The following is a 25,241-nucleotide window of genomic DNA, read 5'->3' on the forward strand; positions in this document are numbered from 1 at the left end:
AGACATAGTGCAAGCCATCGGCCGGCAGGGGCATACCGGGCAAGTGGGCCGGGCCGGCGGCTGCGTGACGTGTGGGAGCCAGCGATGCGGACAGCGCGACTGCGGACCGTGCACCCCGTCCTGTGGGCCGGCTGGGCGGCGCTGGCCGCGGGCGCGGTGCTGTGCGTCATCGGCTGGTACGGCGTCTCCGGGGAGCGGTTCGCCGAGCGGCAGCTGCCCTATCTGGCCTCCTGCACGGTGCCGGGCGCCGCACTGATCGTCGCCGGGGCGGTGCTGCTGAGCCACGGCCGGGACGCCCGGGCGGCCGCGCGCCTGGAGGAGCTGTACGGGCTGCTGGTGGCGGCCGGGGCCGGCGGGGACGACACGGCCGGCGCGGGCGGGTCGAGCGCCGCCCCGGTCGCGGTCGGCGGGCGGACGCTGATGGTGCCGGGCGGCACGCTGTGGCACCGCGCGGACTGCCCGCTCGTCGCGGGCAAGACGCAGGCGCTGCCGGTGGACGGCCGGCTGCTCGCGGAAGGGTCGCTGGACCCCTGCCCGATCTGCGAGCCGGACGCCGCGGAGGACTGATGTCCTCCCTCACCTACGACCTCACGCTCGCCGGGCTGTCGGTCGGCAGCGCCGCCGCGCTCACCGGGATCGGCCTGATCGTCACCTACCGGGCGACCGGCGTGCTCAACTTCGCGCACGGGGCGATCGCGATGGTCTGCGCGTACGCGCTGCGGCAGTGCGTGGTGGTGTGGGGCTGGCCGCTGTGGCTGGGCGCCGTGGTGACGCTGCTGGTGCTGGCGCCGGGGATCGGCGTGCTGCTGGAACGGTTCGTCTTCCGGCCGCTCGCGGTGCTCGGCGGCGACCCGGCGCGCACCCTGGTCGCCTCCATCGGGGTGTTCGTGCTGCTGGTCGGCGGCGCGGTGCTGCTGTGGGGGCAGGGGGCGCGGGACGACGCGCCGCAGCTGGTGTCGGCCGACCCGTGGGGGCAGCTGGCGGTGGCGCTGCTGCTGGCGGGCGGGGTGTCGGCCGTCATCCGCTGGACACGGTTCGGGCGGGAGCTGCGGGCCGTGGTGGACGACCGGCAGCTCGCCGTGCTCGGCGGCATCGACGCCGACCGGGTGGCCGCTGCGGGCTGGGCGTTCGGGGCGTTCACGGCCGGTCTGACGGGGGCGCTGCTGGCGCCGTACGTGCGACTCGACCCGTACGGGCTGCCGCTGCTGGTGATGGAGGTGGTCGCGGTCGCGGTGGCCGCGCGGATGCGCAGCCTGCCCGTCGCGGTGGTGGTCGCGCTCGGGATCGGGGTGGCGCAGAGCCAGCTGACGCGGCTGCACCCGGCCGGCTGGGCGCAGCCGCTGCTCCAGGCGGTCGGCGCGAATCTGTTCGTGGTGGCGCTGCTGGTGGCGTCGCTGGTCCTGCCCGGCATCGGCCGCCGTGGCGCGCTCCCCCACCCGGTGACCGCCCGCGCCCCGGCCGCACCGCACGGCGCGTGGATCGTCGCCGCCGTGCTGTTCCTGCTGCCGCTGGGGCTGGCCGGTTCGGACCTGCGTACGGCGGTGCAGGTGCCGGCGCTGGCCATCGTGCTGCTGTCCCTGGTGGTCGTCACCGGGCGGGGCGGCCAGATCTCCCTCGGTCAGGCGGCGTACGCGGGCCTGGGCGCGCTGTTCACGGCGCTGCTCGCGGCCGGCCGCTTCCCCGTCCTGCCGCGGCTGCCGGAGCTGACGGCGCTCGCGGTCGCCGTCGTGCTGGTGGCGCCGCTCGGGCTGCTCACCGGCTGGCCCGCGATCGGCCGCCGGGGCCTCGCCCTGGCCCTCGCGACCTTCGCGGTCGGGGTCGGCGTGAGCCGCTTCGTCTTCGCCCAGCCGTACGCCACGGCCGGGCTCTTTCTGGACCGGCCGGCCGGTTTCGCCGGCGACCGCGCCTACTACGTCCTGGAACTGGCCCTGCTCGCGGCCGCGCTGCTGGCGACGCGGCTGCTGCGCCGGGGCCGTACCGGGCGGGCGCTCGCGGCCATGCGGGACCACGAGGAGGGCGCGTCGGCAGCCGGAGTCCAGGTGCCCTCGCTGAAGCTGCTCGCCTTCGTGTGCGGTGCGGCGCTGGCCGCCCTCGGCGGCGGCCTGCTCGGCATGGGGCTGCGCGCCTTCGACCCCGGCACGTACGACCCGGTGCGCGGCCTGCTGTGGTTCGCCGCGGTGATCGTGCTGGGCGCCGACAGCACCCTGGGCGCGCTCGTCGCTGCGGCACTCCTGGTCGGCCTGGACGCGGGCGCGCGCGGCGGGGTGGCGGCGGCCCTGGTCGGCGTCCTCGCCGCGTTCGCCGGCCGCTTCCCTGGCGGCCCGTACGAGGCGCTGCGCTCGGCGGCCGAGCGCCTGCGGTTCGAGGGCGGGGCTCACCTGACGGCAGTGGGCGCACGGGCACGGACACGGCTGCACCCGGCCCGGGAACGGGCCCCGGGGCGTGCGGGTCTGACGGGGGCTACGGCGGTGTCGGCGGCGAGCGGTGACGGCGCGGAGGCCGCGCTGCCGGACCGGGGTGCCGGCGGCGCGGCTCACCCGGAGGACACACCCCCGTCGGTCCTCGCCGATCCGGCGGCCGGCACACCCAGGGCGCGCCCAGGCTCCGCCGGCGCGCCCGCCTCCGTGCTCACCGCCCGCGGTCTGCGGGTCCGTTACGGCGGGTTCACCGCGCTGGACGGGGTCGATCTGGAGGTCGCCCGCGGGCGGGTCACGGCGGTCGTCGGGCCCAACGGGGCCGGGAAGAGCACACTGTTCCACTGCCTGGCCGGGACCGTGCGGCCGGTGCGCGGGCAGGTTCTGTTCGGGCAACGGGACGTCACCCGGCTCCCGGCGTACGCCCGCACCCGGCTGGGGATCGGGCGGAGCTTCCAGCAGCTGGCCGTCTTCCCGTCCCTCACCGTCGCCGAGAACGTCCGCATCGGCGCCGAACAGGGCCGGGTCACCGATCCTGCGGCGGTGGAGCGGGCACTGCGGCTGTTCGCGCTGGACGGCCCCGTCCGGGCGCTGCCGGCCGCCGGGCTGCCCACCGGCACCTTGCGGCGCGTGGAGCTGGCCCGGGCGCTCGCGGGCGGCCCGCGCGTGCTGCTGCTGGACGAACCCGCCGCCGGGCTGGACACCGCCGAGGTCGCAGCGATGGCCCGGGTGCTGCGCGCGCTGGCCGCGGACGGCACCGCCCTGCTCGTCGTCGAGCACGATCTGGACCTGGTCGCCGATCTCGCCGACGTCGTGCACGTGATGAGCGCCGGCCGGGTCGTCGCCTCCGGGCCGCCCGGCCGCGTCCTGGACGCCTTCGCCGCCCGGGCCGGACAGGAGGCGGGCACATGACCCTCGTCCTGCGGCACGCGCGCGTGCGGTACGGCCCCCTGGAGGCTCTGCACGGCGTCACGCTGACCGCCCCCGGCCCGGGCCTGACGGTGCTGCTGGGCCGCAACGGCTCCGGCCGCAGCACCGCCCTGCGCGCGCTGGCCGGGACGGTGCCACTGGCCGCCGGGGCGGTGCTGTGGGACGGCGCGGACATCTCACGGCTGCCGGCGTACGAGCGGGCCCGGCGCGGCCTGTGCCTCGTCCCGGAGCGGCAGGCGGTGTTCGGCTCCCTCACCGTCCGCGAGAACCTCGCCCTCACGGCCGGCGCCCACGACGCCGCCCTCACCGCCTACCCGCAGCTGGAGGCCCTGCTCGCGCGGCGCGCCGGCACGCTCTCCGGCGGCGAGCAGCGCATGCTCGCGCTGGCCCGCGCGCTGTCGGCACGCGCGCGTGCGGTGCTCGTGGACGAGCCCACGCAGGGCATGGCGCCCGCGGTGGCCGCCCGCACCTACGAGCTGCTCGCCTCGCTCGACGTCTGCGTGATCCTCGCCGAGCAGCGGCTGCCGCCCGCGCTGCCCGGCCGCCGGTCGGTGGTGGTGTACGAACTGGGGCGCGGCAGTGTCGTCTTCAGCGGCGAGGCGGCGGAGCTGGAACGACGGGGATCCGCGAGGTGAGCGGCCCACCACGCCGGGGCGCCCTGGGGCCGGCACAGCCCTCGGGGCCCCACCCGGCCGGCCGCCCGGGTGGGGCCCCGAGGCGTGGCTCAGAGGTGCCGGAGCGCGAGTCGCATGCCCGGCTCGATCAGGTCGGGGTCGCCGCCGATGACGCTCTTGTTCGCGGCGTAGATCCGCTGCCAGCTCGTCCCGTTGTGGGCGGCGATGGCGCTGAGCGTGTCGCCCTGGCGCACGGTGTAGTCACCGCCGCGCGCGGATCCGCGGTCGGCGTGGCCGCCGGAACGCGCCGGCGCCTTCGCCGGCTTCGACGCGGCGGACTCGGTCCGCTTCGGCTTGGACTTCGACTTCGACTTCGACTTCGACTTCGCCGAGACGGGGTTCGCCGCGGGTGCGTCGCCGTACGCCCCGGCGTGGCCCGAGCAGACCGGCCAGGCGCCCCAGCCCTGGGCGCGCTGGACCTTCGTGGCCACCGAGATCTGCGCGGACCGGGAGGCCTGGTCGGCGGTCGGCGCGTAGGCGGTGCCGCCGTAGGCGCGCCAGGTGCTCGCGGAGAACTGCAGCCCGCCGTAGTAGCCATTGCCGGTGTTGATGTGCCAGTTGCCGCCGCTCTCGCACTGGGCGATGCGGTCCCACACTCCGCCGTCCGCCGCCGCGGCACCGCCGGCCGAGGCGAGCAGGCCGAGGGGGGCGAGGAGCGCCGCCCCGGCGAGGACCGCCGTCGTGCGGGCCTGACCCTTGGTCAGGGTCTTGCGGTCGGTGGTGCGGGTGTTATCGGCACATTCGGACATGTAGATCCCTCTCGAACGACTCGAGGTCCCCCAAGGCGGACCGCCACCCCTCGCGCATCGGCGCGGGGGTCGCGCTCCGCCCCGTCCACCGGGGGTGGTGCTCCGCGACTCGGCGCGGACCGGTGGACGTACTCGAGCGGTGCTCGTTGCACACGGCGGAGGAATGTAGGGAGCCGGAGGGCCCGGCATCAACCAATTCGCTGTCATTCCAGGCCAGTTGGCCGTTACCCGGGGTATCAACGATTTTCGGACACCCACTACATCCTGAAATTCCGCAACATATCAACCACGACCCACGCCACCCTGTGAGCCACTTCACCGCGCCAACGTCCTTGAGGACTCGAACACTTGACGCTGAGTGACCGATTCCGGCGCGGAGTTGACCGTACGCGTCGGATGAGGGGATTCCGTTCCCGCGCGTGCGTGACCCCCACCACAGATCGTCCGTTGTGCTCTTCATGAGCCGGGAACCGCCCGGCGCCGCCAACGCACCGCATCCCGAGGGAGCCACCCGTGCCGCGCATGCTCGACGTCAGCGACGAGGTTCGCGCCGAGATCGGCGACGAAGAAGCCGACCGGCTGCTCGCCGGGGACAACGCCCCCGGGAGTTACGACTGCACCTCCTGCCGCACCCCGGGCAACCCCGAGCACGAGCGCACCAGCACCGTGCTGTTCATCGGCGACGAGACCGCCGTACTCGCCTTCGCCCACGCCGGCTGCCTGCCCTCGCAGGTCGTCCAGGTCACCGAGGAGCAGCTGCAGGGCGCGGTCCGCTCCATCGGCGGCGTCGCCGGCGGCCAGGGCGCTGTGGGTGAGCCGGTGAAGTCGGTGCCGGAGCAGGCCGTGCTCGGCGTGACCAGCGGACTGGTCCTGATCACCGGGGAGTTGCACCCGGCGCTGGTCGTGGAGCCGACCGGACCGATCGTGCGCCCCGGCTCCACCGGTACCGGCGACGACTTCCTGCCGCTGCTGATCGAGCACGGCTTCATGCCGCTGCCCGAGCTGTCCGCCGTACCGCCGGTGCTGCACGGCTGGTCCGTGCTGCTGGCGATGGGGCAGCTGCACGCGGTGCTCCAGCCCGGCGCGGACGGCGGCCAGCCGGTGGCCTGGTGGCAGGCGCACCAGCCGCTGCAGGTCACCGAGGGCTGGCGAGCGGCCGCCAACAAGCACCAGCAGGTACTGATGTTCGCGGCCCCCGTGGGCTCCATCGGCCGCCAGCCCCGCGAGGACCTCCTGCGCGACGCGCTGGACAAGACAGCGGCAAACGGCCACCTGGTCGCGGCGACACTGCCCCTGGCCGGGACCTGAGCCCGGACTCGACCGGACCCAGGCCGCCGACCGGACCGGTCGACACCGACCGACGGCGCTGCCTGCCCGTGACCGGTTCCTGAGCCCGCGACTCGACCGAGCCGGTGCCACCTGCCGGGCCAGTCGGGCACCGATCGACGGCGCTCCCTGCCCACCGGCCGGGACCTGAGCCCCCAACTCGACCGAGCCGAGGCCGCCTGTCGGGAACAGTCGGCACCGGTTGACGGCGGTCCGGGCACGCCCGCATCCACCCTCGGCACGGACGCCTGCCACCAACGCCGGCCCCGGCCCCGGCCCGGACCAGACGCGCGGCCGGGGACCGGTCGGCCCCCACCCGCCCTGAGCGGCCCAGGCCGAATCCGGGTCCGTCCCGCCCGGACAGAGCCAACAGCCGGGGCCTGCCGACACCGGTCGAGCGACCGAACCAGGGCGGCATCCGACACCCGCGGGCCGGGGCCCGGTCAGGGCCCGCCCGCCACCCCGGCCTCGCCGCCCCCTTCCCGGCCCGCCGCCGCGGACTAGCCGACCCCGACCGGGTCCGACACAGGCTGCCCCGCCCTGAACTGCGCCTGCCGTCGGCACCGCTTGACACAAACCAGAGCCGAACCCAAGGCCGGCACCGGCTCGTACGGCACCCCAGCCGACACCTGGCGACGCCGGGCCGAGCGAAGGCCAGCGGCCGATGCCCGCGGCCTCGGCCGGGCCAGGCCCACCGCCGGACCGGTCGACCTCGCCCCTGACTGAACCCGCGGCGACAACGCCGAGACTGCGCCCACGGCCGACACCTGCCGGCCTTTGTCGGGGCCGGGCCTGCAGTCGGCCTTGACTCGCACCGAGGCCGGGACCGGGGCCGGAGGCCGCAGCCCGGAGCCGGGCCCACGCCGGGTTGTTGGGTCACGCCGGGCCAAGGCCCGGGCGGGAGCCGGGGCCAAGGAGGGGGGCCGGCCGCCCAAGGCACTGAGGCCCAGGGCCATTCTCGGGGCCGGAGCCCACTCCGGGCTGTTGGGTCACGCCGGGCCAAGGCCTGGGGCCGGTGCCGGAGCCGAGGCCCGAGCCCCAGACCGGGTGAGGTCGCGGTCGCCGCCAGGGCAGGGAGGCCGTCAGAGGCAGGTCGCCGCCGAAGGCAGGCGTGGCCGTCGGAGACAGGGGACGCCGCCGGAGGCACCGGTGGCCGCATCTCATGACGTGCCGTGTCGTTGGGACTTACGTGCACAATTACGACGTTCCCCGCCGCCAGAGCTTCTCCTCGGTTCCGCCTCCGCCGCGGGTGGGGCAGGACTCGGACCGCGGCCCATCGGCCACGCCGATCTACGACGCGCTCTACGCCGAGTACGTCAAGTCCTTCCGCTCGCTGCCGGGTGACCGCAGCGGCGAGGAGGACCTGGGGTTCACCGCTTTCGGGAGCATCCGGCACAGCGGCCCGGTCGTCCCCCGGCCGGGTTCGTTCTCCAGCTCGTACAGCGCCTACAGCGCGGGAGCGCAGAGCGCCCGCGTGGGCCGGCAGTCGGCGTGGCAGCGGGTCGGTCCGGTGGGGCAGGCGGGCGGGACCGCTCGATTCGCCCCGGCGGCGCTGCCGCCCGGCCGGACCGGCGGCAGCTGACGGCCCGCCGAAACCGGGCAGCCGACGGCCGCATGACGAAGGAGGGCGGCGCCCCGAGCCCGTGACGGACTCGGGGCGCCGCCCTCCGGCGTACCCGGACTACTTCTTCTTGCCGCGCTTCTCTCGCACGCGCACAGAGATGTGGATCGGCGTTCCCTCGAACCCGAACTCCTCGCGCAGCCGGCGCTCGATGAAGCGCCGGTAGCCCGCCTCGATGAAGCCGGAGGCGAAGAGCACGAACCGCGGCGGCTTCGTGCCGGCCTGGGTGCCGAACAGGATGCGCGGCTGCTTGCCGCCCCGGATCGGGTGCGGGTGGGCGGCGACCAGCTCGCCGAGGAAGGCGTTCAGCCGGCCGGTCGGGACGCGGGTCTCCCAGCCGGCGAGGGCGGTCTCGATCGCCGGCACCAGCTTCTCCATGTGCCGGCCGGTGCGGGCGGAGACGTTGACGCGCGGCGCCCACGCCACCTGGCCCAGCTCGGTCTCGATCTCCCGCTCCAGGTAGTAGCGGCGCTCCTCGTCGAGGGTGTCCCACTTGTTGAAGGCGAGGACGAGGGCGCGGCCCGCCTCGACCGCCATGGTGACGATCCGCTGGTCCTGCACGGAGATGTTCTCGGAGGCGTCGATCAGGACGACCGCGACCTCGGCCTTCTCCACGGCGGCGGCCGTGCGCAGTGAGGCGTAGTAGTCGGCGCCCTGCTGGAGGTGGACCCGCTTGCGGATGCCGGCGGTGTCGACGAACTTCCAGGTCGTGCCGCCGAGTTCGATCAGCTCGTCGACCGGGTCACGCGTGGTGCCCGCCTGCTCGTTGACGACGACGCGCTCCTCGCCGGCCACCTTGTTCAGCAGGGAGGACTTGCCGACGTTCGGACGGCCGATGAGCGCGATCCGGCGGGGGCCGCCGACGCCGGTGCCGAAGGACTGCTCGGGCGCCTCGGGCAGCGCCTCCAGGACGGCGTCCAGCATGTCGCCGGTGCCGCGGCCGTGCAGCGCGGAGACGGGGTGCGGCTCGCCGAGACCGAGGCTCCACAGGTAAGCCGCGTCGGCCTCACCGCTCTGCCCGTCGACCTTGTTGGCGCACAGCACGACCGGCTTGCCGGCCTTGCGCAGCAGCCGTACGACCGCCTCGTCGGTGTCGGTGGCGCCGACCTTGGCGTCGACGACGAAGACGACGGCGTCGGCGGCCTCGATGGCGTACTCGGCCTGCGCGGCGACGGAGGCGTCGATGCCGAGGACGTCCTGCTCCCAGCCGCCGGTGTCGACGACCTTGAAGCGGCGGCCCGCCCACTCGGCCTCGTAGGTGACGCGGTCGCGTGTGACGCCGGGCTTGTCCTCGACGACGGCCTCACGGCGGCCGATGATCCGGTTCACCAGGGTCGACTTGCCGACATTGGGGCGGCCGACGACGGCGAGGACCGGCAGCGGGCCGTGCCCGGCCTCCTCGATCGCGCCCTCGACGTCCGTGACGTCGAAACCCTCTTCCGCGGCGAGCTCCATGAACTCCGCGTACTCGGCGTCGCCGAGAGCCCCGTGATCGTGCTCGTGTGCGTCCGAGCCGTCGGGCTGGATGTGGTCGTTCATGAAGTCCGTACCTCGTCGTTCATTCGTGGTGATCGGTGGAGCGGCCCGCGAGGAGGCTGATCCACTACTCAGTGTCGCCTAGCGGCCGGTCAGCCGCCTGGCGTTTTCCAGGTGCTCGGTGAGCTGCTTCTGGATGCGCTCGGTGGCCTCGTCGAGTGCCCTGCGCGTACGGCGTCCACTGCCGTCGCCCGCGTCGAACGGGTCGCCGAAGACGACGTCGATGCGCGAGCGCAGCGGCGGCAGCGCCTTTATCAACCGTCCGCGCCGCTCGGAACTTCCCAGCACCGCCACCGGCACGATCGGCGCCCCGGAGCGAACCGCGAAGTAGGCGAGTCCGGCGCGCAGGGAGGCGAAGTCGCCCTCGCCGCGGGTGCCCTCCGGGAAGATCCCGAGGACGCCGCCGGCCGTGAGGACGTCCAGCGCCTGGGTGATCGCGGTGCGGTCGGCCGTGGAGCGGTCGACCTTGAGCTGGCCGATGCCGGTCAGGAAGGGGTCGAGCGGCCCGATGAACGCTTCCTTCTTGATCAGGAAGTGCACGGGCCGGGGCGCCACACCCATGACCATCGGGCCGTCGACGTTGTGCGAGTGGTTGACGGCAAGGATCACCGGGCCGCGCGCCGGCATCCGCCAGGCACCCAGCACACGTGGCTTGAACAGGCCGTACATCAGGCCGACGCCGATGCGCCGCCCGACGTCCGCGCCGCGCTCGGACGCTACGGTCACTTCCCCGCCCGCTTCTCCTCGACGAGGGTGACCACACACTCGATGACCTGGGCCAGCGTGAGCTCGGTGGTGTCCACCTCGACGGCGTCGCCGGCCTTGGCCAGCGGCGAGGTCTTGCGGCTGGAGTCGGCCGCGTCCCGCTTGAGCAGCGCCTCACGGGTCGAGTGCACGTCGGCGCCCTTCAGCTCACCGCTGCGCCGGGCGGCGCGGGCCTCCGGGGAGGCGGTGAGGAAGATCTTCAGGTCGGCGTCCGGCAGCACGGTCGTACCGATGTCACGGCCCTCGACGACGATGCCGTTCTCCGCGCCGATCGCTATGGAGCGCTGCAGCTCGGTGATCCGGGCGCGCACCTCGGGCACCGCGCTGACCGCGCTGACCTGGGAGGTGACCTCCTGGGTGCGGATCGGAGCGGACACGTCGAAGCCGTCGACGGTGATCGTCGGCTTCTCCGGGTCGGTGCCGGAGACGATCTGCGGCTTGCCCGCGGCGGCGGCGATCGCGGCGGGGTCGTCGACGTCGACACCGTTGGTCACCATCCACCAGGTGATCGCCCGGTACTGGGCGCCGGTGTCCAGGTAGCTCAGGCCGAGCTGCGCGGCCACGGCCTTCGACGTGCTCGACTTGCCCGTGCCGGAGGGACCGTCGATGGCGACAATCACGGGCTGGGCGGCGCCGTTTTCCACGGGGGGACACCTTCCTGGTGCGAGGCGGTGAGCGGGGTGCGGGGCGCACGGCCCTAGAGGGACGCCCCGCACAAGGTTACTGGCTCCGCGGCGCGCCTCTTACTGCCGGATGGCCCAGCCCCGCTCGCGCAGCGCGGCCGTGAGCACCGGCGCCGCCTTCGGCTCGACCATGAGCTGGACCAGGCCCGCCTGCTGTCCGGTCGCGTGCTCGATGCGCACGTCCTCGATGTTGACCCCGGCCCGTCCCGCGTCGGCGAAGATACGGGCCAGCTGCCCGGGCTGGTCGTCGATGAGGACGGCGACGGTCTCGTAGACGCGCGGTGCGCTGCCGTGCTTGCCGGGGACGCGGACCTGCCCCGCGTTGCCGCGGCGCAGCACGTCCTCGATGCCGGCGGTGCCTTCGCGGCGCTTGTCGTCGTCGCTGGACTGCAACGCCCGCAGCGCCTGGACGGTCTCCTCCAGGTCGGCGGCCACGTCCGAGAGCAGGTCGGCGACCGGTCCGGGGTTCGCGGAGAGGATGTCGATCCACATGCGCGGGTCGGAGGCGGCGATCCGGGTCACGTCCCGGATGCCCTGCCCGCACAGCCGTACCGCCGTCTCCTCGGCGTGCTCCAGGCGGGCGGCGACCATGCTGGAGACCAGGTGGGGCATGTGGGAGACCAGCGCTACGGCCCGGTCGTGGGCGTCGGCGTCCATGACGACCGGCACCGCGCGGCAGTGCGAGACCAGCTCCAGGGCGAGGTTCAGCACCTCGGTGTCGGTGTCCCGGCTGGGGGTGAGCACCCAGGGGCGGCCCTCGAAGAGGTCGCCGGAGGCGGCCAGCGGGCCGGACTTCTCCCGGCCGGACATCGGGTGGGTGCCGATGTAGGAGGCGAGGTTCAGGCCGAGCGCCTCCAGCTCCCGGCGCGGCCCGCCCTTGACGCTGGCCACGTCGATGTAGCCGCGGGCCACTCCCCGACCCATGGCGTCCGCCAGCACGGTGGCCACGTGGGCGGGCGGGGCGGCGACGATCGCCAGGTCGACCGGGCCCGTGGGCGGCTCGTCGGTGCCGGCGCCGAGCGCGGCGGCGGTGCGGGCCTGCTCCGGGTCGTGGTCGACGAGGTGGACGGTGACGCCGCGCTGGGCGAGGGCGAGGGCGGCGGAGGTGCCGATCAGGCCCGTGCCGATGACGAGTGCGGTCCTCACTGGGCGATGTCCTTGCGCAGGGCCGCGGCGGCGCCGAGGTAGACGTGGTTGATGTCGGCGCGCGGCTTGTCCGATTCGATGTGCGCGAGGACGCGCACCACGCGGGGCATCGCGCCCTCGATGTCGAGCTCCTGCGCGCAGATCAGCGGCACGTCGACGATGCCGAGCTTGCGGGCGGCGGCCGCCGGGAAGTCGCTGTGCAGGTCGGGGGTGGCCGTGAACCAGATGCTGATCAGGTCGTCCGTGCTCAGGCCGTTCCGTTCCAGGACGGCGGTGAGCAGCGCCGCGACCTGCTCGTCCATGTGCCCGGCCTCGTCGCGCTCCAACTGGACGGCCCCCCGGACCGCTCGTACCGCCACGGCGCTGCTCCTTGCGTATCGGCTCTGGTGCTGTCGGTCCAGCCTAGTCAGGCCGGGGCCCGTGAGCGTGCGGCGCCCGTGGGCTGAGACGCCCGGGCCGTTCGCCGGGCCGCCTCAGGGGGTCTGCCGCCGGATCTGCTCCTCCAGGGCCCGGCCGGCGGCACCTCGCCGTCGGGAGTGAGGCGGTCGACCGTGTGCGGGAGCACCTGGGCGAGGTCGCCGGCGGCCTGCCCCGGCGAGACCCCGACCTTCCGGGGGCTCCCTCGACGCACCGGGTACCCCGAAGGCGCACCCGCCCCCGCGCAGCCGTCGCGCGCCGCCCCGTCAGGCGTCCCAGAGCGCGCCGAGGGCCAGCAGCTCGCTGCGGTACTCGATGCGGTCCGCCCATGCGGCCGGCCATGCGACGGCGCCCAGGTACGCCCCCGCGAAGGCGCCGGTCAGGCAGGCGATGGAGTCGGAGTCCCCGGCGGTGCAGGCGGCGCGGCGCAGCGCGGTCAGCGGCTCGTCGGGGAAGAGCAGGAAGCACAGCAGCCCGGTCGCCAGCGCCTCCTCGGCGATCCAGCCCTCCCCCGTGGCCAGACACGGGTCGGTCTCGGGGGACACGGTCCGCGCGGCGTCCTGGAGCCGCGCCAGGATCTCCAGGCACTCGTCCCAGCCGCGCGCGATGAAGTGCTCGGGGGAAGGGTCCTGGCTGCGGGTCCACAGGTCACCGAGCCAGGTGTGGTCGTAGGAGGTGCGGTGGTCGAGGGCGTACGACCGCAGCAGCCCGACCAGCGCGGTGGGGTCGGCCCCCTGCGCGAGCAGGTGCACGGCGTGCGCGGTGAGGTCGGAGGCGGCGAGCGCCGTCGGGTGGCCGTGGGTGAGGGCGGCCTGGAGCTGGGCGGCACCGGAGCGCTGGGCGTCGGTCAGCCCGGGCGCGAGCCCGATCGGCGCGACGCGCATGTTGGCGCCGCAGCCCTTGGAGTGGATCTGGCCGGCGTCCTGCCAGAGGCGGCCCTCCTCCTTGAGCAGGCTGCAGGCGCGCAGGCAGGTGTTGCCGGGGGCGCGGTTGTTGTCCGGCGACTGGTACCAGTCGACGAACTCCTCGCGTACGGGCCGCTCCAGCCGCTTGGGCGCGAGGTGGCCGCGGTCCATGGCGGTGCGCAGTCCGCGCCCGAGGGCGAGGGTCATCTGGGTGTCGTCGGACACGAACGGCCGCTTCGGCAGCTCCATCTCACGCCATGGCCCGCACTTGGCCAGAATCGACGGCACATCGTTGAACTCGGTCGGGAAGCCCAGGGCGTCCCCGAGGGCGAGGCCGATGAGTGCTCCGGTCGCGGCTCGCTTGGACATGCGATCACCATCCCCCTTTATCGTCACCATGACAATAAAGGGGGAGGGTGATCACCGCAAGGCGCCGAGAGGGTCGGTTTACAGGTCGACTTCCTTCATCAGCATGCCGACCTCGGTGTTCGACAGGCGGCGCAGCCAGCCCGACTTCTGGTCGCCCAGGGTGATGGGGCCGAAGGCGACCCGGACCAGCTTGTCCACCGGGAAGCCGGCCTCGGCCAGCATGCGGCGCACGATGTGCTTGCGGCCCTCGTGCAGCGTGACCTCGACCAGATAGTTCTTGCCGGTCTGCTCCACCACCCGGAAGTGGTCGGCGCGGGCGTAGCCGTCCTCCAGCTGGATGCCGTCCTTGAGCCGCTTGCCCAGGTCGCGCGGGATCGGGCCGACGATGTGCGCGAGGTAGGTCTTCTTCACGCCGTACTTCGGGTGGGTCAGCCGGTGCGCCAGCTCGCCGTGGTTGGTGAGCAGGATGACGCCCTCCGTCTCGGTGTCGAGGCGGCCGACGTGGAAGAGACGGGTCTCCCGGTTGGTGACGTAGTCGCCGAGGCACTGGCGGCCCTCGGGGTCCTCCATGGTGGAGACGACACCGGCCGGCTTGTTCAGCGCGAAGAACTGGTACGACTGGGTCGCGACGGTCAGGCCGTCGACCTTGACCTCGTCCTTCTCCGGGTCGACGCGCTTGCCCTGCTCCAGCACGATCTCGCCGTTGACCTCGACCCGCGCCTGCTCGATCAGCTCCTCGCAGGCCCGCCGGGAGCCGTAGCCGGCACGTGCGAGCACCTTCTGCAGCCGCTCGCCCTCCTGCTCGGCGCCCGGGAAGGTCTTCGGCAGCTTGATGTCCTTCTTGCCGGCGTACCGCTCCCGGTTGCGCTCCTCGGTACGGGTCTCGTACTCACGGGAGCGCGAGGGGGCCGTACGGCCGCCGGGGCGCTGCCCCTGCTTGGGGCTGCCCTTGGCGCCGCCGCGGGCCGAGGGGCCCCGGCCCGACTTCGGACCGTCCTGCGTGGCGCCGGGGCCGACGTCGTAGCGCCGCTCCTCCGGGCGCGGCTTCTTCGGACGGCCTCCCTGCTTGTCGTCGCGGTTGTTGCCGGCGCCGCGGTGGTTCCCGCGGCCCCCGCTGCTCCCGCCGCGGCCGCCGCTGTTGCCACCACGGCTCCCGCCGTTGTTTCCGCTGCTGTTCCTGCCGCTACTGCTTCGCATCAATGTTCCGTCTTGTCGTCTGCCTCGTCGGAATCCGGAGCGTCCGGATCGAATGACGGAACCCCTTCCTGCGTCTCGGCCTCGATCGCCTCCGCCTCCGGGAGGAAGGGCGCGAGTTCCGGGAGCTCGTCCAGGCCGCGCAGGCCCATCCGCTCCAGGAAGTAGTTCGTCGTCCTGTACAGGATCGCACCTGTTTCGGGTTCCGTGCCCGCCTCCTCGACCAGACCGCGCTGCAGGAGGGTGCGCATCACGCCGTCGCAGTTGACTCCGCGGACGGCGGAGACCCGGCTGCGGCTGACCGGCTGGCGGTAGGCGACGACGGCGAGGGTCTCCAGGGCGGCCTGGGTGAGCCGGGCCGTCTGGCCGTCCAGGACGAGGCGCTCGACGGCGGGCGCGTAGGCGGGGCGGGTGTAGAAACGCCAGCCGCCGGCGACGTACCGCAGCTCGAAACCGCGCCCCTGCTCGGTGTACTCGTCGGCGAGCTCGCGCAGCGCGTCGGCGATCTGCCGTTTGGGCCGCTCCAGGATCCTGGCCAGGTGCTCCTCGGTGGCGGGTTCGTCGACGACCATGAGGACGGCCTCGAGGGCCGGCTTGAGGTCGAGCCCGGCCACGGCCCGCGGGCCGTGGCCGGGCTCGCTGATGTCCTCGCTCACGCCTTCTTCTCCTCCCGGGCCTCCTCGGCCTTCTCCGGCGGCCGGTCGAACTCGTCCGTGACGGTCGGCGCCGCGTCCCCGTCCCCACCGGTCCAGCGCACGGTCAGCTCGCCGAGGGCGGCCTCCTGCTCCAGGGCGACGGCCTTCTCGCGGTACAGCTCCAGCAGGGCGAGGAAGCGGGCCACGACGGTGAGGGTGTCCTCGGTGTCCGCGACGAGCGTACGGAAACTGGCCTCGCCCAGCTCCTTCAGCCGCGCCACGACGAGCTGTGCCTGCTCCTGCACGCTGACCAAAGGCGCGTGGATGTGGTCGACGTACACCTGCGGCTTGGCCCTCGGCTGCATCGCCTTCACGGCGAGCCGGGCAAAGCCCTCCGGGCCGATGCTGATGACGACCTCGGGCAGCAGCTCGGCGTGGTGCGGCTCCAGTCCGACGGTACGGGGGTAGCGGCGGGCCTCGTCCTCGATCCGGGCGTTGAAGATGTCGGCGATCTGCTTGTACGCCCGGTACTGCAACAGCCGCGCGAACAGCAGGTCGCGGGCCTCCAGCAGGGCGAGGTCGCCCTCGTCCTCGACCTCGGCGGCGGGCAGCAGCCGGGCGGCCTTCAGGTCGAGCAGGGTGGCGGCGACGACGAGGAACTCGGTCGTCTGGTCCAGGTCCCAGTCGGCCCCCATGGCGCGGATGTGCGCCATGAACTCATCGGTCACCTTGGACAGCGCGACCTCGGTGACGTCGAGCTTGTGCCGCGAGATGAGCTGCAACAGCAGATCGAACGGCCCCTCGAAGTTGTCCAGCCGAACCTTGAAGACGCCGTCGCCGTCGGGAACACCGTCCCCGGCATCGGGCGCGCCCGCGCCGGCGCCGGATGCGGACTGCCCGCCGGGGCCGGCGATCGCGGGGCCGGGAACACCGACGGCGCCCGCGTCCGCGACATCCGCCGTCCTGACCGGGGCTCCCCCGGCGCCGGACGCGCTTGCGTCGGCTGTGACCACGGCACCCGACAGGCCCGCCCGGGTCTTCGGGGATGCCCCGGTCGCGCCGACGTCCGTCAGCCCACCGCCGGGCTCCGCGGCGTCGAGCCCACCGACGGGCGCCCCCGCACCGGCCCTGTCCTCATCACCGCCGCGCGGCTCGGGCCGTTCCGGTGCCCCGGGTCCGGCAGGCACGTCCGTCGCCGACGGCGCCGCCGCATCGTCCCGCGCCGCGAAGTCGCCCCGGTCCACCTGCTCGCGCGGAAGCTCCCGCTCCTGCGGCGGACCCGGGTCCGGCCGTTCCGGCGCCTCGGACGGTGACGGCTCGCCGTGCACCCTCCGCTCGCCCGGCTGCTCCGGCTCGCCCGGCTGCTCCCGCCCATCCGGCGCAGCCACCGGCCCCCGGCCCAGTGGGCGTCGGCGGCCGGCCGGGCCGTTGGGGGTGGGGGGGTCGTTCGAGGTCATGACCCCCGCAGGGTACCGCTAGCGTCCGCGCAGGCGGCGTACGAGGATGCTCGCGTCCCCGCGGGACTCCAGGTCGGCGAGGACGACTGCGACCGCCTCGCGGACGATGCGCCCGCGGTCCACGGCCAGGCCGTGCTCGCCGCGCAGCACCAGACGGGCGTGCTCGAGGTCCATCAGCTCCTCGGCGGAGACATAGACCGTGATCTTCTCGTCGTGCCGCTCCCGCCCGCTGGGCCGCCGTGCGGCGCGCCCGCGCCGGCGCGGCTGCGCGGCCTCGTCGTCCACCGCACCGGCACCGCTGGCAGAACCTTCCTGCTGCACCGCCCTGCGGCGCGCGGCACGTTCCGGCGCCGTCGAGGCCCGGCTGCGGGACTCCTCGCCCGCCTCGGCATCGGCCGCGACGTGCTCCACGCCCTGGCCGTCCCCGCCCTGCGCGGGCACGGAGTGCGGCGCGTCGTCGGGCGCGGCGGCCGCGGCGGCGTCACTCTCCCCCGCGGGAGCGGGCACCCGGGCCTCGCCGCCCGGTCGCCGGGGAGTGGACGGCTGCAGCGCCATCCCCCCTGTCGTACGGAAGAGTTCGTCGGCCCCCGGCAGACTCACTCGGCGTGACACCGGGCGAGCACCTCCCTGGCGAGCTGACGGTAGGCGGCGGCGCCGACGGAGTTGGAGGCGTAGGTGGTGATCGGCTCACCGGCGACCGTGGTCTCCGGGAAGCGGACCGTGCGCCCGATGACCGTGTGGTAGACGTGGTCGTCGAACGCCTCGACCACACGGGCCAGCACCTCACGGCTGTGGACGGTGCGCGAGTCGTACATCGTGGCGAGGATGCCGTCGAGCTCCAGGTCGGGGTTGAGCCGCTCCTGGACCTTCTCGATGGTCTCGGTCAGCAGCGCGACACCGCGCAGCGCGAAGAACTCGCACTCGAGCGGCACGATCACCTTGTGCGCCGCGGTGAGCGCGTTCACGGTGAGCAGGCCGAGCGAGGGCTGGCAGTCGATGACGACGAAGTCGTAGTCCGGCAGCAGCGGCTTCAGCGCGCGCTGCAGCGTGGACTCGCGCGCGACCTCGCTCACCAGCTGGACCTCGGCGGCCGACAGGTCGATGTTGCTGGGCAGCAGGTCCATGTTGGGGACCGCCGTCTTCAGCAGGACCTCGTCCGCGGACATCCCCCGCTCCATGAGCAGGTTGTAGACCGTCAGGTCCAGTTCCATGGGGTTGACGCCGAGACCCACCGACAGCGCGCCCTGCGGGTCGAAGTCCACGAGCAGCACGCGCCGGCCGTACTCCGCGAGCGCGGCACCCAGGTTGATGGTCGACGTCGTCTTGCCGACGCCGCCCTTCTGGTTGCACATCGCGATGATCTTCGCGGGGCCGTGGTCGGTCAGCGGGCCCGGGATCGGGAAGTACGGCAGCGGGCGCCCGGTCGGGCCGACGCGCTCGCGGCGCTGACGCGCGGCGTCGGGCGCGAGGGTGGCCGCGTACTCGGGGTCCGGCTCGTACTCGGCGTCGGGATCGTAGAAGTGCCCTTCGGGCAGTTCGTCGTAGTCGGCGAAGTGGTTGTGGGGCGCGCCACTTCCGTCGCCGGCCATGGCGTTCACGTGATGACCGTCCATGCTCTGGTGTGCTGACAGAGCCGTATGGGGGCTGTTCTGGCTCTGGTGGGCTGCGAAGGTTCGGACAGCGACGGAGCCGACAGCCTCGAGCCCCGTGGGGTCCTGGCCCCGCGCAGGCATTCCTGGTCGACCACCCCCGGGAGAAAATGTCGACTCATTCACAAGTCGTCTTACCTCCTTGGTGACCAGGAAACTTCTAGACAAGGTCAGCGTGGCACCATGCCGACGGTTGGCGACTCTATGGCGTGTCGGGCGTCCGCAGCAACACAATCCGCCGGACCCGGCCCGATGTGTCGGCAATGAAACATCGCGCTGTCAAGGGCGTACGGCCGTCGCACCGCAGGTTTCACCGGTGTGCGAATGGGTCGAAGGGTTACGTTCGAGGCGAGTTGACCGAGAGTCGCAAAGTGACCATACACACATCCGGCCGGACCTTGTCGGGCAAGGTCCGGCCGGATGCGCGGTGTTGACGACCTGTGTTGACGTATCGCCTTATTCCTGCGGATGACTTGGACCCGCGGGCGGCGAGCCGGTCGGCCGGAGGGTCAGCCCAGGAGGGTGGAGAGCTCCACATGCTCCAGGCCGTGGGCCTCGGCGACCTCCTTGTAAACGACCTTGCCGTCGTGGGTGTTGAGGCCCTTGGCCAGCGCGGCGTCACGACGCAGCGCCTCCACCCAGCCGTTGTTCGCGAGCGAGACGATGTACGGCAGCGTCGCGTTGGTGAGGGCGTTGGTGGAGGTGTTCGGCACCGCGCCGGGCATGTTGGCGACGCAGTAGAAGACCGAGTTGTGGACCTTGAAGGTCGGCTCGGCGTGCGTGGTCGGGTGCGAGTCCTCGAAGCAGCCGCCCTGGTCGATCGCGATGTCGACAAGAACACTTCCGGGCTTCATGCGGGCCACCAGCTCGTTGGTGACGAGCTTGGGGGCCTTGGCGCCCGGGATGAGCACGGCGCCGATGACGAGGTCGGCGTCCAGGACGGCCTTCTCCAGCTCGAAGGCGTTGGACATGATCGCCTTGACCTTCGTGCCGAAGATCTTGTCGGCCTCTCGCAGCTTGTTGATGTCGCGGTCGAGCAGGGTCACGTCGAAGCCCATGCCGACGGCGACCTGGGTGGCGTTCCAGCCGGAGACGCCACCGCCGATGACGACGGCCCTGGCCGGGGTCACGCCAGGGACGCCGCCGGGCAGCACGCCACGGCCGCCGGCCGCGCGCATCAGGTGGTAGGCGCCGACCTGCGGGGCCAGCCGGCCCGCGACCTCGGACATCGGGGCGAGCAGCGGCAGGGCGCGGTTGGGCAGCTCGACGGTCTCGTAGGCGATGGCCGTGGTGCCGGACTCGATGAGCGCGTCCGTGCACTCCTTGGAGGCGGCCAGGTGCAGGTAGGTGAAGAGGATCTGGTCCTTGCGGAGGCGGTGGTACTCCTCCGCGATGGGCTCCTTGACCTTCAGCAGCAGGTCGGCGGAGGCCCAGACCTCGTCGGCCGTCTCCAGGATCTGCGCACCGGCGGCGACGTACTCGTCGTCCGTGATCGACGAGCCGACGCCGGCGTTGCGCTCGATGACCACCTGGTGGCCATTGCGCACCAGCTCGTGCACGCCGGCGGGGGTGATGGCCACCCGGAACTCGTTGTTCTTGACCTCGCGGGGGATGCCGACCTTCACGTCGATCACGGTCCTTGGCTCAGGGGAAACAGGGGCATTACTAGACATACCCAGGCATGCGGCGGCACACCGGGAGACACCGCAGGAGAACGTGCGGCAGAGCCAGTCTAATGAAGGCGTTCCAGCTGTCTAGCCTTTCATTGCATCAATCTTCAGCGGATGCACTACGGATTTCGCAGGCATTGGCGGCGTATTCCCGCTGGTCGGGCCCCTCAGGGCTCTCCGGCCCCTCCTCCGCGAGCATCCGCTCGGCCGTCCCGCGGTGGATGCCGGCGGCCACCGGATCGGCGAGGCGGTCCAGGGTGTCGGCGATCCGCAGGTGCAGCGCGGCCTGCAGCCGGGTGTCCTCGGCCCGGCGCGCCCACTCCACCGCCTCCTTGCAGGTGCGCAGCGACTCCGCCGGCCGTCCGGCGTACTCCTGCACCCGCGCCAGCTCGCTCAACGCCCGTGCGTGCGCGGCCACATCACCGCACCGCCGGTAGCCGGCGGCGGCAGCCCGCCAGCTGCGCAGCGCCTCGCCGTAGCGGCCCGCGTAGGTGTGCGCGGTGGCGATACGGCCGTACAGCCGGGCGGCGTCGGCGCGCTCGGCGCGGGCCAGGCGCTGGGTGAGCGCCCGGCCGAACCAGTCGGCGGCCCGCTCGTAGTCCCCCAGCTCCAGATGCGCCCCACCTACGGATTCCATTGCGCGAGAGGTCGCGTACGGGTCATTTGCTTTGCGTCCGGCATCCAAAGCTGCGCGATACCGCAGTAGCGCCTCGTTCGTCCGGCCGGTCTGGGCGTCCAGGTCGGCCAGGTTCAGCAGGGCGGCGGCCTTCTCCCGGGGCAGCTCGCGCCGGTCGGCCACGTCGAGGACGAGGCGGTGCACGCCGTACAGGTCGGGCGCGGCGGCCTCGGTGCCGACGTGCGCGACCATCGCCCGCACCAGCTGGGACAGCAGCCGCCGGGCGAGGGTGTCCAGCTCCCCGTCGGCGACCGCGAGGCGGGCGGCGCCCAGCAGCGCGGGGCGGCGCACCCGCAGCCACTCCTCGGCCGCCGCGGGGCTGGAGAAGCGCAGGGCGCGCGGCATGCCGAGCAGCTTCTCCCGTGCCTGTGGGCTGTCCGTCTCGGTGATCGCCCGGCAGGACTGCAGCAGCCGTACGGTCCGCTCCAGCATGCGGGCGCGGGCGAGCTGCAGCTCGGCGGGGCGGTCCTGGGTCTCGGTGAGGGCCTTGAGCAAGGGGTGCAGAGCGCCGGGGATCTCGTACTCCGGCAATGGCGAGTCCACGGCCCGCAGCAGGCCGAAGCGGACGAAGTCGTCCAGGGCGGTGCGGGCGCCGCTCACCGAGCAGCCGGCCAGCGCGGACGCCGTGTGCGGGTCGACGTGCCCGGCGGGGGCGAGGGAGAGCAGACGCAGTATCCGGGCGGCCGGGGCGGGCAGCGCGGTGTAGGCGAGCTTGAAGACCCGGGCCAGCGGGGCGGTGTCGTCGCCGTCGGCGCGCAGCTGCTTGGCGAGGTCGGCGACGGCCGCCTTCGGGTGGGCCGTGAGCCAGCCGGCGGCCAGCGTGAGCGCGGCGGGCTCGCCCTGACACACCTCGACCAGGCCTTCGGCGGCCCTCGGGTCGACGGTGACCCGCACGGAGTCGATCCGGCGTGACAGCAGTTCGACGGCGGACTTGGTGTCCAGCCCGCCCAGTGTGCAGGGCCGCACATCGGCGATGCCGGTCAGGGGACGCGCGGAGACGGCGACGACCAGGCAGCCGGGGTTGTCGGGGAGGAGGGCGTCGACCTGCTCGGCGCCGGCCGCGTCGTCCAGCAGGAGCAGCGTCCTCCGGTCGGCGAGGGCGTCGCGCAGCGCCTCGGTCAGCTCGTCCTCGCCGGCCCCCGGCGGAACGGGCCGCTCCAGCGCGGCGAGCAGCTCACGGGCGGCACGCTCCACGGGGACGGGCGTGCCGTCCGCCTCGCTGAGCCGGGCGCGCAGCAGCCCGTGCTCGTAACGGTCCGCGACCTGCCGGGCCAGTTCCTCGGCGAGGGCGGTACGGCCGGAGCCGGGGCGTCCGGCGATGAGCAGCACCCGCGCGCGGGGGGCCTTCTTGCCGCTGAGCGTGTCCAGCCCCGCGCGCTCGATGTCGGCGCGCAGTTCCTTCAACTCCCGTGTGCGGCCCAGGAAGACACTCTCCGCCGACAGCCGCACGCCGTCCTCGTCCACCGCCTGTTCCGTCACGGGCCACGCTCCCGTTCCACCGCACGCCAGTGCCCGACGGGACCAATCGATCGGGCGTCTCCAGAGCCTAGTTCACGCTCTGCGACGAACCCGTGCGGAGCACGGCGGTACAGGGGCGAGAGTCCCCTGATCGGATCAACGGATCTTCAGACCAACGGCTGAGCAGTACCGGTAAGGGGCGCGGGGCTGTGCCGATGTGCGGCTACCGCCGCGTGGGCGCGACCAGCCACAGCGAACCCGCGGCCACAAGCACGGGCGGAATCCCCGCAGCGCTACACCTCGAACGGCCGCGCAGGCCACTCCGCGTCCGCCGGCCGCAACGCCTCCACCCCGTCCCCCTGCCGCGCGGCAACGAGAGACAGCACCCCCGTCACCAGACACGTGTTGTGCAGCTCCCCGGCGAGAATCCCCCGCACCAGCTCATCGACAGGCACCCGCGCGTGCTGCATGTCGGTCTCCTCGTGCTCCGCCGCGAACCGCTCCCCCTCCGCCTCGGACAGATTGCGCGCGAGGAAGATCCGTACGGCCTCGTCACAGCCGCCGGGCGTGGTGTACAGGTCGGTCAGCACCCGCCAGTCCTCGGCCTTGACGTGCGCCTCCTCGTACAGCTCGCGCTGGGCGGCGTGCAGCGGGTTCTCCCCGGGCACGTCGAGCAGGCCGGCCGGGATCTCCCACAGCTTGTGCCGCACCGGGTGGCGGTACTGGTTGATCAGCAGGACCCGGTCGTCCTCGTCGAGGGCGAGGACGGCGACCGAGCCGGGGTGGACCTGGTAGTCGCGCGTGGCCACGGAGCCGTCGGGCATGACCACGTCGTCCGTCCTGACGGAGGTCTTGGCCCCGGTGAACGGGGTCCGCGTCGCCCGGATCTCCCACTCCTCGGGCGTGTCCTTGATCGTCATGCCGTTCCTTCCCCACGTGCGCATACGAAAGCCGGGGTGCTCCCTACTGAAAGGTATGCACCCCGGCCACCGTACAAGCTGGTGTGTTACTTCGAATTCTTCCGCTCGACCGCGGCCTTCACGAGACCGGCGAACAGCGGGTGCGGGCGCGTCGGACGCGAGCGCAGCTCCGGGTGGGCCTGGGTGGCCACCAGGTAGGGGTGCGTCTCGCGCGGGTACTCGACGTACTCGACGAGCTTGCCGTCCGGGGAGGTGCCGGAGAACAGGATGCCCGCCTTCTTCTCCAGCTCCGCGCGGTAGGCGTTGTTCACCTCGTAGCGGTGGCGGTGCCGCTCCTCGACGTACTCCTTGCCGTCGTAGACCTCGCGCACGATCGAGCCCTCGGCCAGCTTCGCCGGGTACATGCCGAGTCGCATCGTGCCGCCCATGTCGCCCTCACCGGCGACGATGTCCATCTGCTCGGCCATGGTGGAGATGACCGGGTGGCCGGTGGCCGGGTCGAACTCGGTGGAGTTGGCGTCCGGGATGTCGGCGAGGTTGCGGGCGGCCTCGATCACGATGCACTGCAGGCCCAGGCAGAGGCCGAGCAGCGGGATCTTGTTCTCGCGGGCGTACTTGATCGCACCGACCTTGCCGAGCACACCGCGGTCGCCGAAGCCGCCGGGGATGCAGATGCCGTCGACGTCCGACAGCTGCGCCTTGGCGCCGGCCGGCGTCTTGCAGTCGTCGGAGGTGACCCACTTGATCTTGACGCGGGCGCGGTTGGCGAAGCCGCCGGCGCGCAGCGCCTCGGTGACCGACAGATAGGCGTCGGGCAGGTCGATGTACTTGCCGACCAGGGCGAGGGTGATCTCGTGGTCGGGGTTGTGGACGCGGTCCAGCAGGTCGTCCCAGGTCGTCCAGTCGACGTCCCGGAAGGGCAGGTCGAGCTTGCGCACGACATAGGCGTCCAGGCCCTCGCCGTGCACGGTCTTCGGGATGTCGTAGATCGAGCGGGCGTCGGGGCAGGCCACCACGGCGGCCTCGTCGACGTCGCACATCAGCGAGATCTTCCGCTTGATCGCGGTGGGCACCTCGCGGTCGCAGCGCAGGACAATGGCATCGGGCTGAATACCGATGTTGCGCAGCGCGGCCACCGAGTGCTGGGTCGGCTTGGTCTTCAGCTCGCCGGAGGGGCCGATGTACGGCAGGAGCGAGATGTGCACGACGAAGACGTTGTCGCGGCCGACCTCGTGACGGACCTGGCGGACGGTCTCCAGGAACGGCAGCGACTCGATGTCGCCGACGGTGCCGCCGACCTCGGTGATCACGACGTCCACCTCGTCGGTGGCCATGCGCCGGATGCGGTGCTTGATCTCGTTGGTGATGTGCGGGATGACCTGCACGGTGTCGCCGAGGTACTCGCCGCGGCGCTCCTTGGCGATCACCGTGGAGTAGACCTGGCCTGTAGTGACATTGGCGGAGCCGTCCAGGTCACGGTCGAGGAAGCGCTCGTAGTGTCCGATGTCCAGGTCGGTCTCTGCGCCGTCGTTGGTGACGAACACCTCACCGTGCTGGAAGGGGTTCATCGTGCCCGGGTCGACGTTCAGGTACGGGTCGAGCTTCTGCATGACGACGCGCAGGCCCCGGGCCTTGAGCAGCATGCCGAGGCTGGAGGCGGTCAGCCCCTTACCGAGAGAGGAGGCGACACCCCCGGTGACGAAGATGTGCTTGGTCGTCGTGGCTTTGCTGTTTCGAAAAGCAGCGGGCGGCATGGCCAAAGGGGGGCTCCCGTGGTCGCGGTCTGGGGGTTGCGGGTCGGCTGTCCGCTCCGGAAGTCCGGGGGTGCCGTCGCTGCGGTTCGGGGGTTTTGCTCCCACCGGTCCACGGGCTACCAGGGTATCAGCGACCGGCGCCGATGGCTTCCGGCCACGCTCCGCGCACGCGCCGCCACCCGGCACGCATGGATTACGGGTTTCTCACCCGATGCTCACTCGTTCGGTGGATGGCTGTTGCCCGGAGGGGCACGCGGACCATCTACGTGCGTCGTATCCTGCTCGGACACTCG

Annotated in this window: 21 protein-coding genes; 5 read left to right on the forward strand and 16 right to left on the reverse strand. The window is 73.0% G+C overall.

Annotated elements, in window-relative coordinates; translation table 11 throughout:
• Window positions 1-84 precede the first annotated feature (84 nt).
• Genes AB0J12_RS26530 through AB0J12_RS26540 form a run of 3 tightly spaced genes read left to right on the forward strand, consistent with a single transcriptional unit; the run spans window position 85 to window position 3,979 of the window.
• On the forward strand, window positions 85-567 hold the full coding sequence (locus AB0J12_RS26530) for a hypothetical protein (RefSeq protein ID WP_363266917.1): 483 nt from the start codon (window positions 85-87) through the stop codon (window positions 565-567).
• The gene (locus AB0J12_RS26535; RefSeq protein WP_363266918.1) at window positions 567-3,326 is read left to right on the forward strand and encodes an ATP-binding cassette domain-containing protein; all 2,760 of its coding nucleotides are present in this window, start codon (window positions 567-569) and stop codon (window positions 3,324-3,326) included. Before AB0J12_RS26530 ends, AB0J12_RS26535 begins: the two co-directional genes overlap by 1 nt.
• Window positions 3,323-3,979 (forward strand): ATP-binding cassette domain-containing protein, encoded by a 657-nt coding sequence (locus AB0J12_RS26540; RefSeq protein ID WP_363266919.1) that lies wholly within the window; start codon window positions 3,323-3,325, stop codon window positions 3,977-3,979. The genes AB0J12_RS26535 and AB0J12_RS26540 overlap by 4 nt, the downstream gene beginning before the upstream one ends.
• An 89-nt stretch (window positions 3,980-4,068) precedes the next feature.
• Here the strand turns inward: AB0J12_RS26540 and AB0J12_RS26545 are convergent, their stop codons facing one another.
• Window positions 4,069-4,767, reverse strand: a complete 699-nt coding sequence (locus tag AB0J12_RS26545; RefSeq protein ID WP_363266920.1) for a transglycosylase family protein — start codon at window positions 4,765-4,767, stop codon at window positions 4,069-4,071.
• A gap of 513 nt (window positions 4,768-5,280) precedes the next feature.
• On the opposite strand from AB0J12_RS26545, the gene AB0J12_RS26550 reads away from it, so the two are divergent.
• The gene (locus tag AB0J12_RS26550) at window positions 5,281-6,075 is read left to right on the forward strand and encodes a hypothetical protein (RefSeq protein WP_363266921.1); all 795 of its coding nucleotides are present in this window, start codon (window positions 5,281-5,283) and stop codon (window positions 6,073-6,075) included.
• 1,207 nt (window positions 6,076-7,282) lie between these two features.
• Window positions 7,283-7,675 carry a hypothetical protein gene (locus AB0J12_RS26555; protein WP_363266922.1) on the forward strand — a complete coding sequence of 131 codons (393 nt, stop codon included), beginning with the start codon at window positions 7,283-7,285 and terminating at the stop codon, window positions 7,673-7,675.
• Between the two features lie 99 nt (window positions 7,676-7,774).
• On the opposite strand, the gene der is transcribed toward AB0J12_RS26555, so the two are convergent.
• The 15 genes from der to AB0J12_RS26630 form a co-directional block, all read right to left on the reverse strand.
• Complete coding sequence (der, locus tag AB0J12_RS26560; RefSeq protein ID WP_363266923.1) at window positions 7,775-9,253, reverse strand: ribosome biogenesis GTPase Der; 1,479 nt, start codon at window positions 9,251-9,253, stop codon at window positions 7,775-7,777.
• 78 nt (window positions 9,254-9,331) lie between these two features.
• Entirely contained in the window at window positions 9,332-9,919 is a 588-nt protein-coding gene (locus AB0J12_RS26565) for a lysophospholipid acyltransferase family protein (RefSeq protein ID WP_363266955.1), read from the reverse strand.
• Window positions 9,920-9,972: 53 nt separating this feature from the next.
• A complete protein-coding gene (gene cmk, locus AB0J12_RS26570) occupies window positions 9,973-10,659 on the reverse strand; it encodes a (d)CMP kinase (RefSeq protein WP_363266924.1) in 687 nt (228 codons plus the stop codon).
• Between the two features lie 99 nt (window positions 10,660-10,758).
• On the reverse strand, window positions 10,759-11,844 hold the full coding sequence (locus AB0J12_RS26575) for a prephenate dehydrogenase (protein ID WP_363266925.1): 1,086 nt from the start codon (window positions 11,842-11,844) through the stop codon (window positions 10,759-10,761).
• Window positions 11,841-12,203, reverse strand: a complete 363-nt coding sequence (gene aroH, locus AB0J12_RS26580) for a chorismate mutase (protein ID WP_363266926.1) — start codon at window positions 12,201-12,203, stop codon at window positions 11,841-11,843. The genes AB0J12_RS26575 and aroH overlap by 4 nt, the downstream gene beginning before the upstream one ends.
• Window positions 12,204-12,527: 324 nt before the next feature.
• Entirely contained in the window at window positions 12,528-13,535 is a 1,008-nt protein-coding gene (locus AB0J12_RS26585; RefSeq protein WP_363266927.1) for an ADP-ribosylglycohydrolase family protein, read from the reverse strand.
• 78 nt (window positions 13,536-13,613) lie between these two features.
• Window positions 13,614-14,732 (reverse strand): pseudouridine synthase, encoded by a 1,119-nt coding sequence (locus tag AB0J12_RS26590; RefSeq protein ID WP_363266928.1) that lies wholly within the window; start codon window positions 14,730-14,732, stop codon window positions 13,614-13,616.
• On the reverse strand, window positions 14,732-15,385 hold the full coding sequence (gene scpB / locus AB0J12_RS26595; RefSeq protein ID WP_363266929.1) for an SMC-Scp complex subunit ScpB: 654 nt from the start codon (window positions 15,383-15,385) through the stop codon (window positions 14,732-14,734). Before scpB ends, AB0J12_RS26590 begins: the two co-directional genes overlap by 1 nt.
• The gene (locus AB0J12_RS26600; RefSeq protein ID WP_363266930.1) at window positions 15,382-16,821 is read right to left on the reverse strand and encodes a segregation/condensation protein A; all 1,440 of its coding nucleotides are present in this window, start codon (window positions 16,819-16,821) and stop codon (window positions 15,382-15,384) included. The genes scpB and AB0J12_RS26600 overlap by 4 nt, the downstream gene beginning before the upstream one ends.
• 18 nt (window positions 16,822-16,839) lie before the next feature.
• Window positions 16,840-17,433: a hypothetical protein gene (locus tag AB0J12_RS26605; protein WP_363266931.1), complete on the reverse strand. Its 594-nt coding sequence runs from the start codon at window positions 17,431-17,433 to the stop codon at window positions 16,840-16,842.
• Window positions 17,418-18,554, reverse strand: coding sequence for a ParA family protein (locus AB0J12_RS26610; protein WP_363266932.1), 1,137 nt, complete (start codon window positions 18,552-18,554; stop codon window positions 17,418-17,420). The genes AB0J12_RS26605 and AB0J12_RS26610 overlap by 16 nt, the downstream gene beginning before the upstream one ends.
• 425 nt (window positions 18,555-18,979) lie before the next feature.
• On the reverse strand, window positions 18,980-20,104 hold the full coding sequence (gene ald, locus AB0J12_RS26615) for an alanine dehydrogenase (RefSeq protein ID WP_363266933.1): 1,125 nt from the start codon (window positions 20,102-20,104) through the stop codon (window positions 18,980-18,982).
• Window positions 20,105-20,240: 136 nt separating this feature from the next.
• Window positions 20,241-22,295, reverse strand: coding sequence for a tetratricopeptide repeat protein (locus tag AB0J12_RS26620; protein WP_363266934.1), 2,055 nt, complete (start codon window positions 22,293-22,295; stop codon window positions 20,241-20,243).
• A 272-nt stretch (window positions 22,296-22,567) separates the two neighbouring features.
• Entirely contained in the window at window positions 22,568-23,194 is a 627-nt protein-coding gene (locus AB0J12_RS26625; protein ID WP_363266935.1) for an NUDIX hydrolase, read from the reverse strand.
• A gap of 86 nt (window positions 23,195-23,280) precedes the next feature.
• The gene (locus AB0J12_RS26630) at window positions 23,281-24,948 is read right to left on the reverse strand and encodes a CTP synthase (RefSeq protein ID WP_363266936.1); all 1,668 of its coding nucleotides are present in this window, start codon (window positions 24,946-24,948) and stop codon (window positions 23,281-23,283) included.
• Window positions 24,949-25,241: the final 293 nt, after the last annotated feature.

The sequence above is a fragment of the Streptomyces sp. NPDC049915 genome, from assembly GCF_040656475.1.
In the GTDB taxonomy this organism is placed as follows: Bacteria; Actinomycetota; Actinomycetes; order Streptomycetales; family Streptomycetaceae; genus Streptomyces.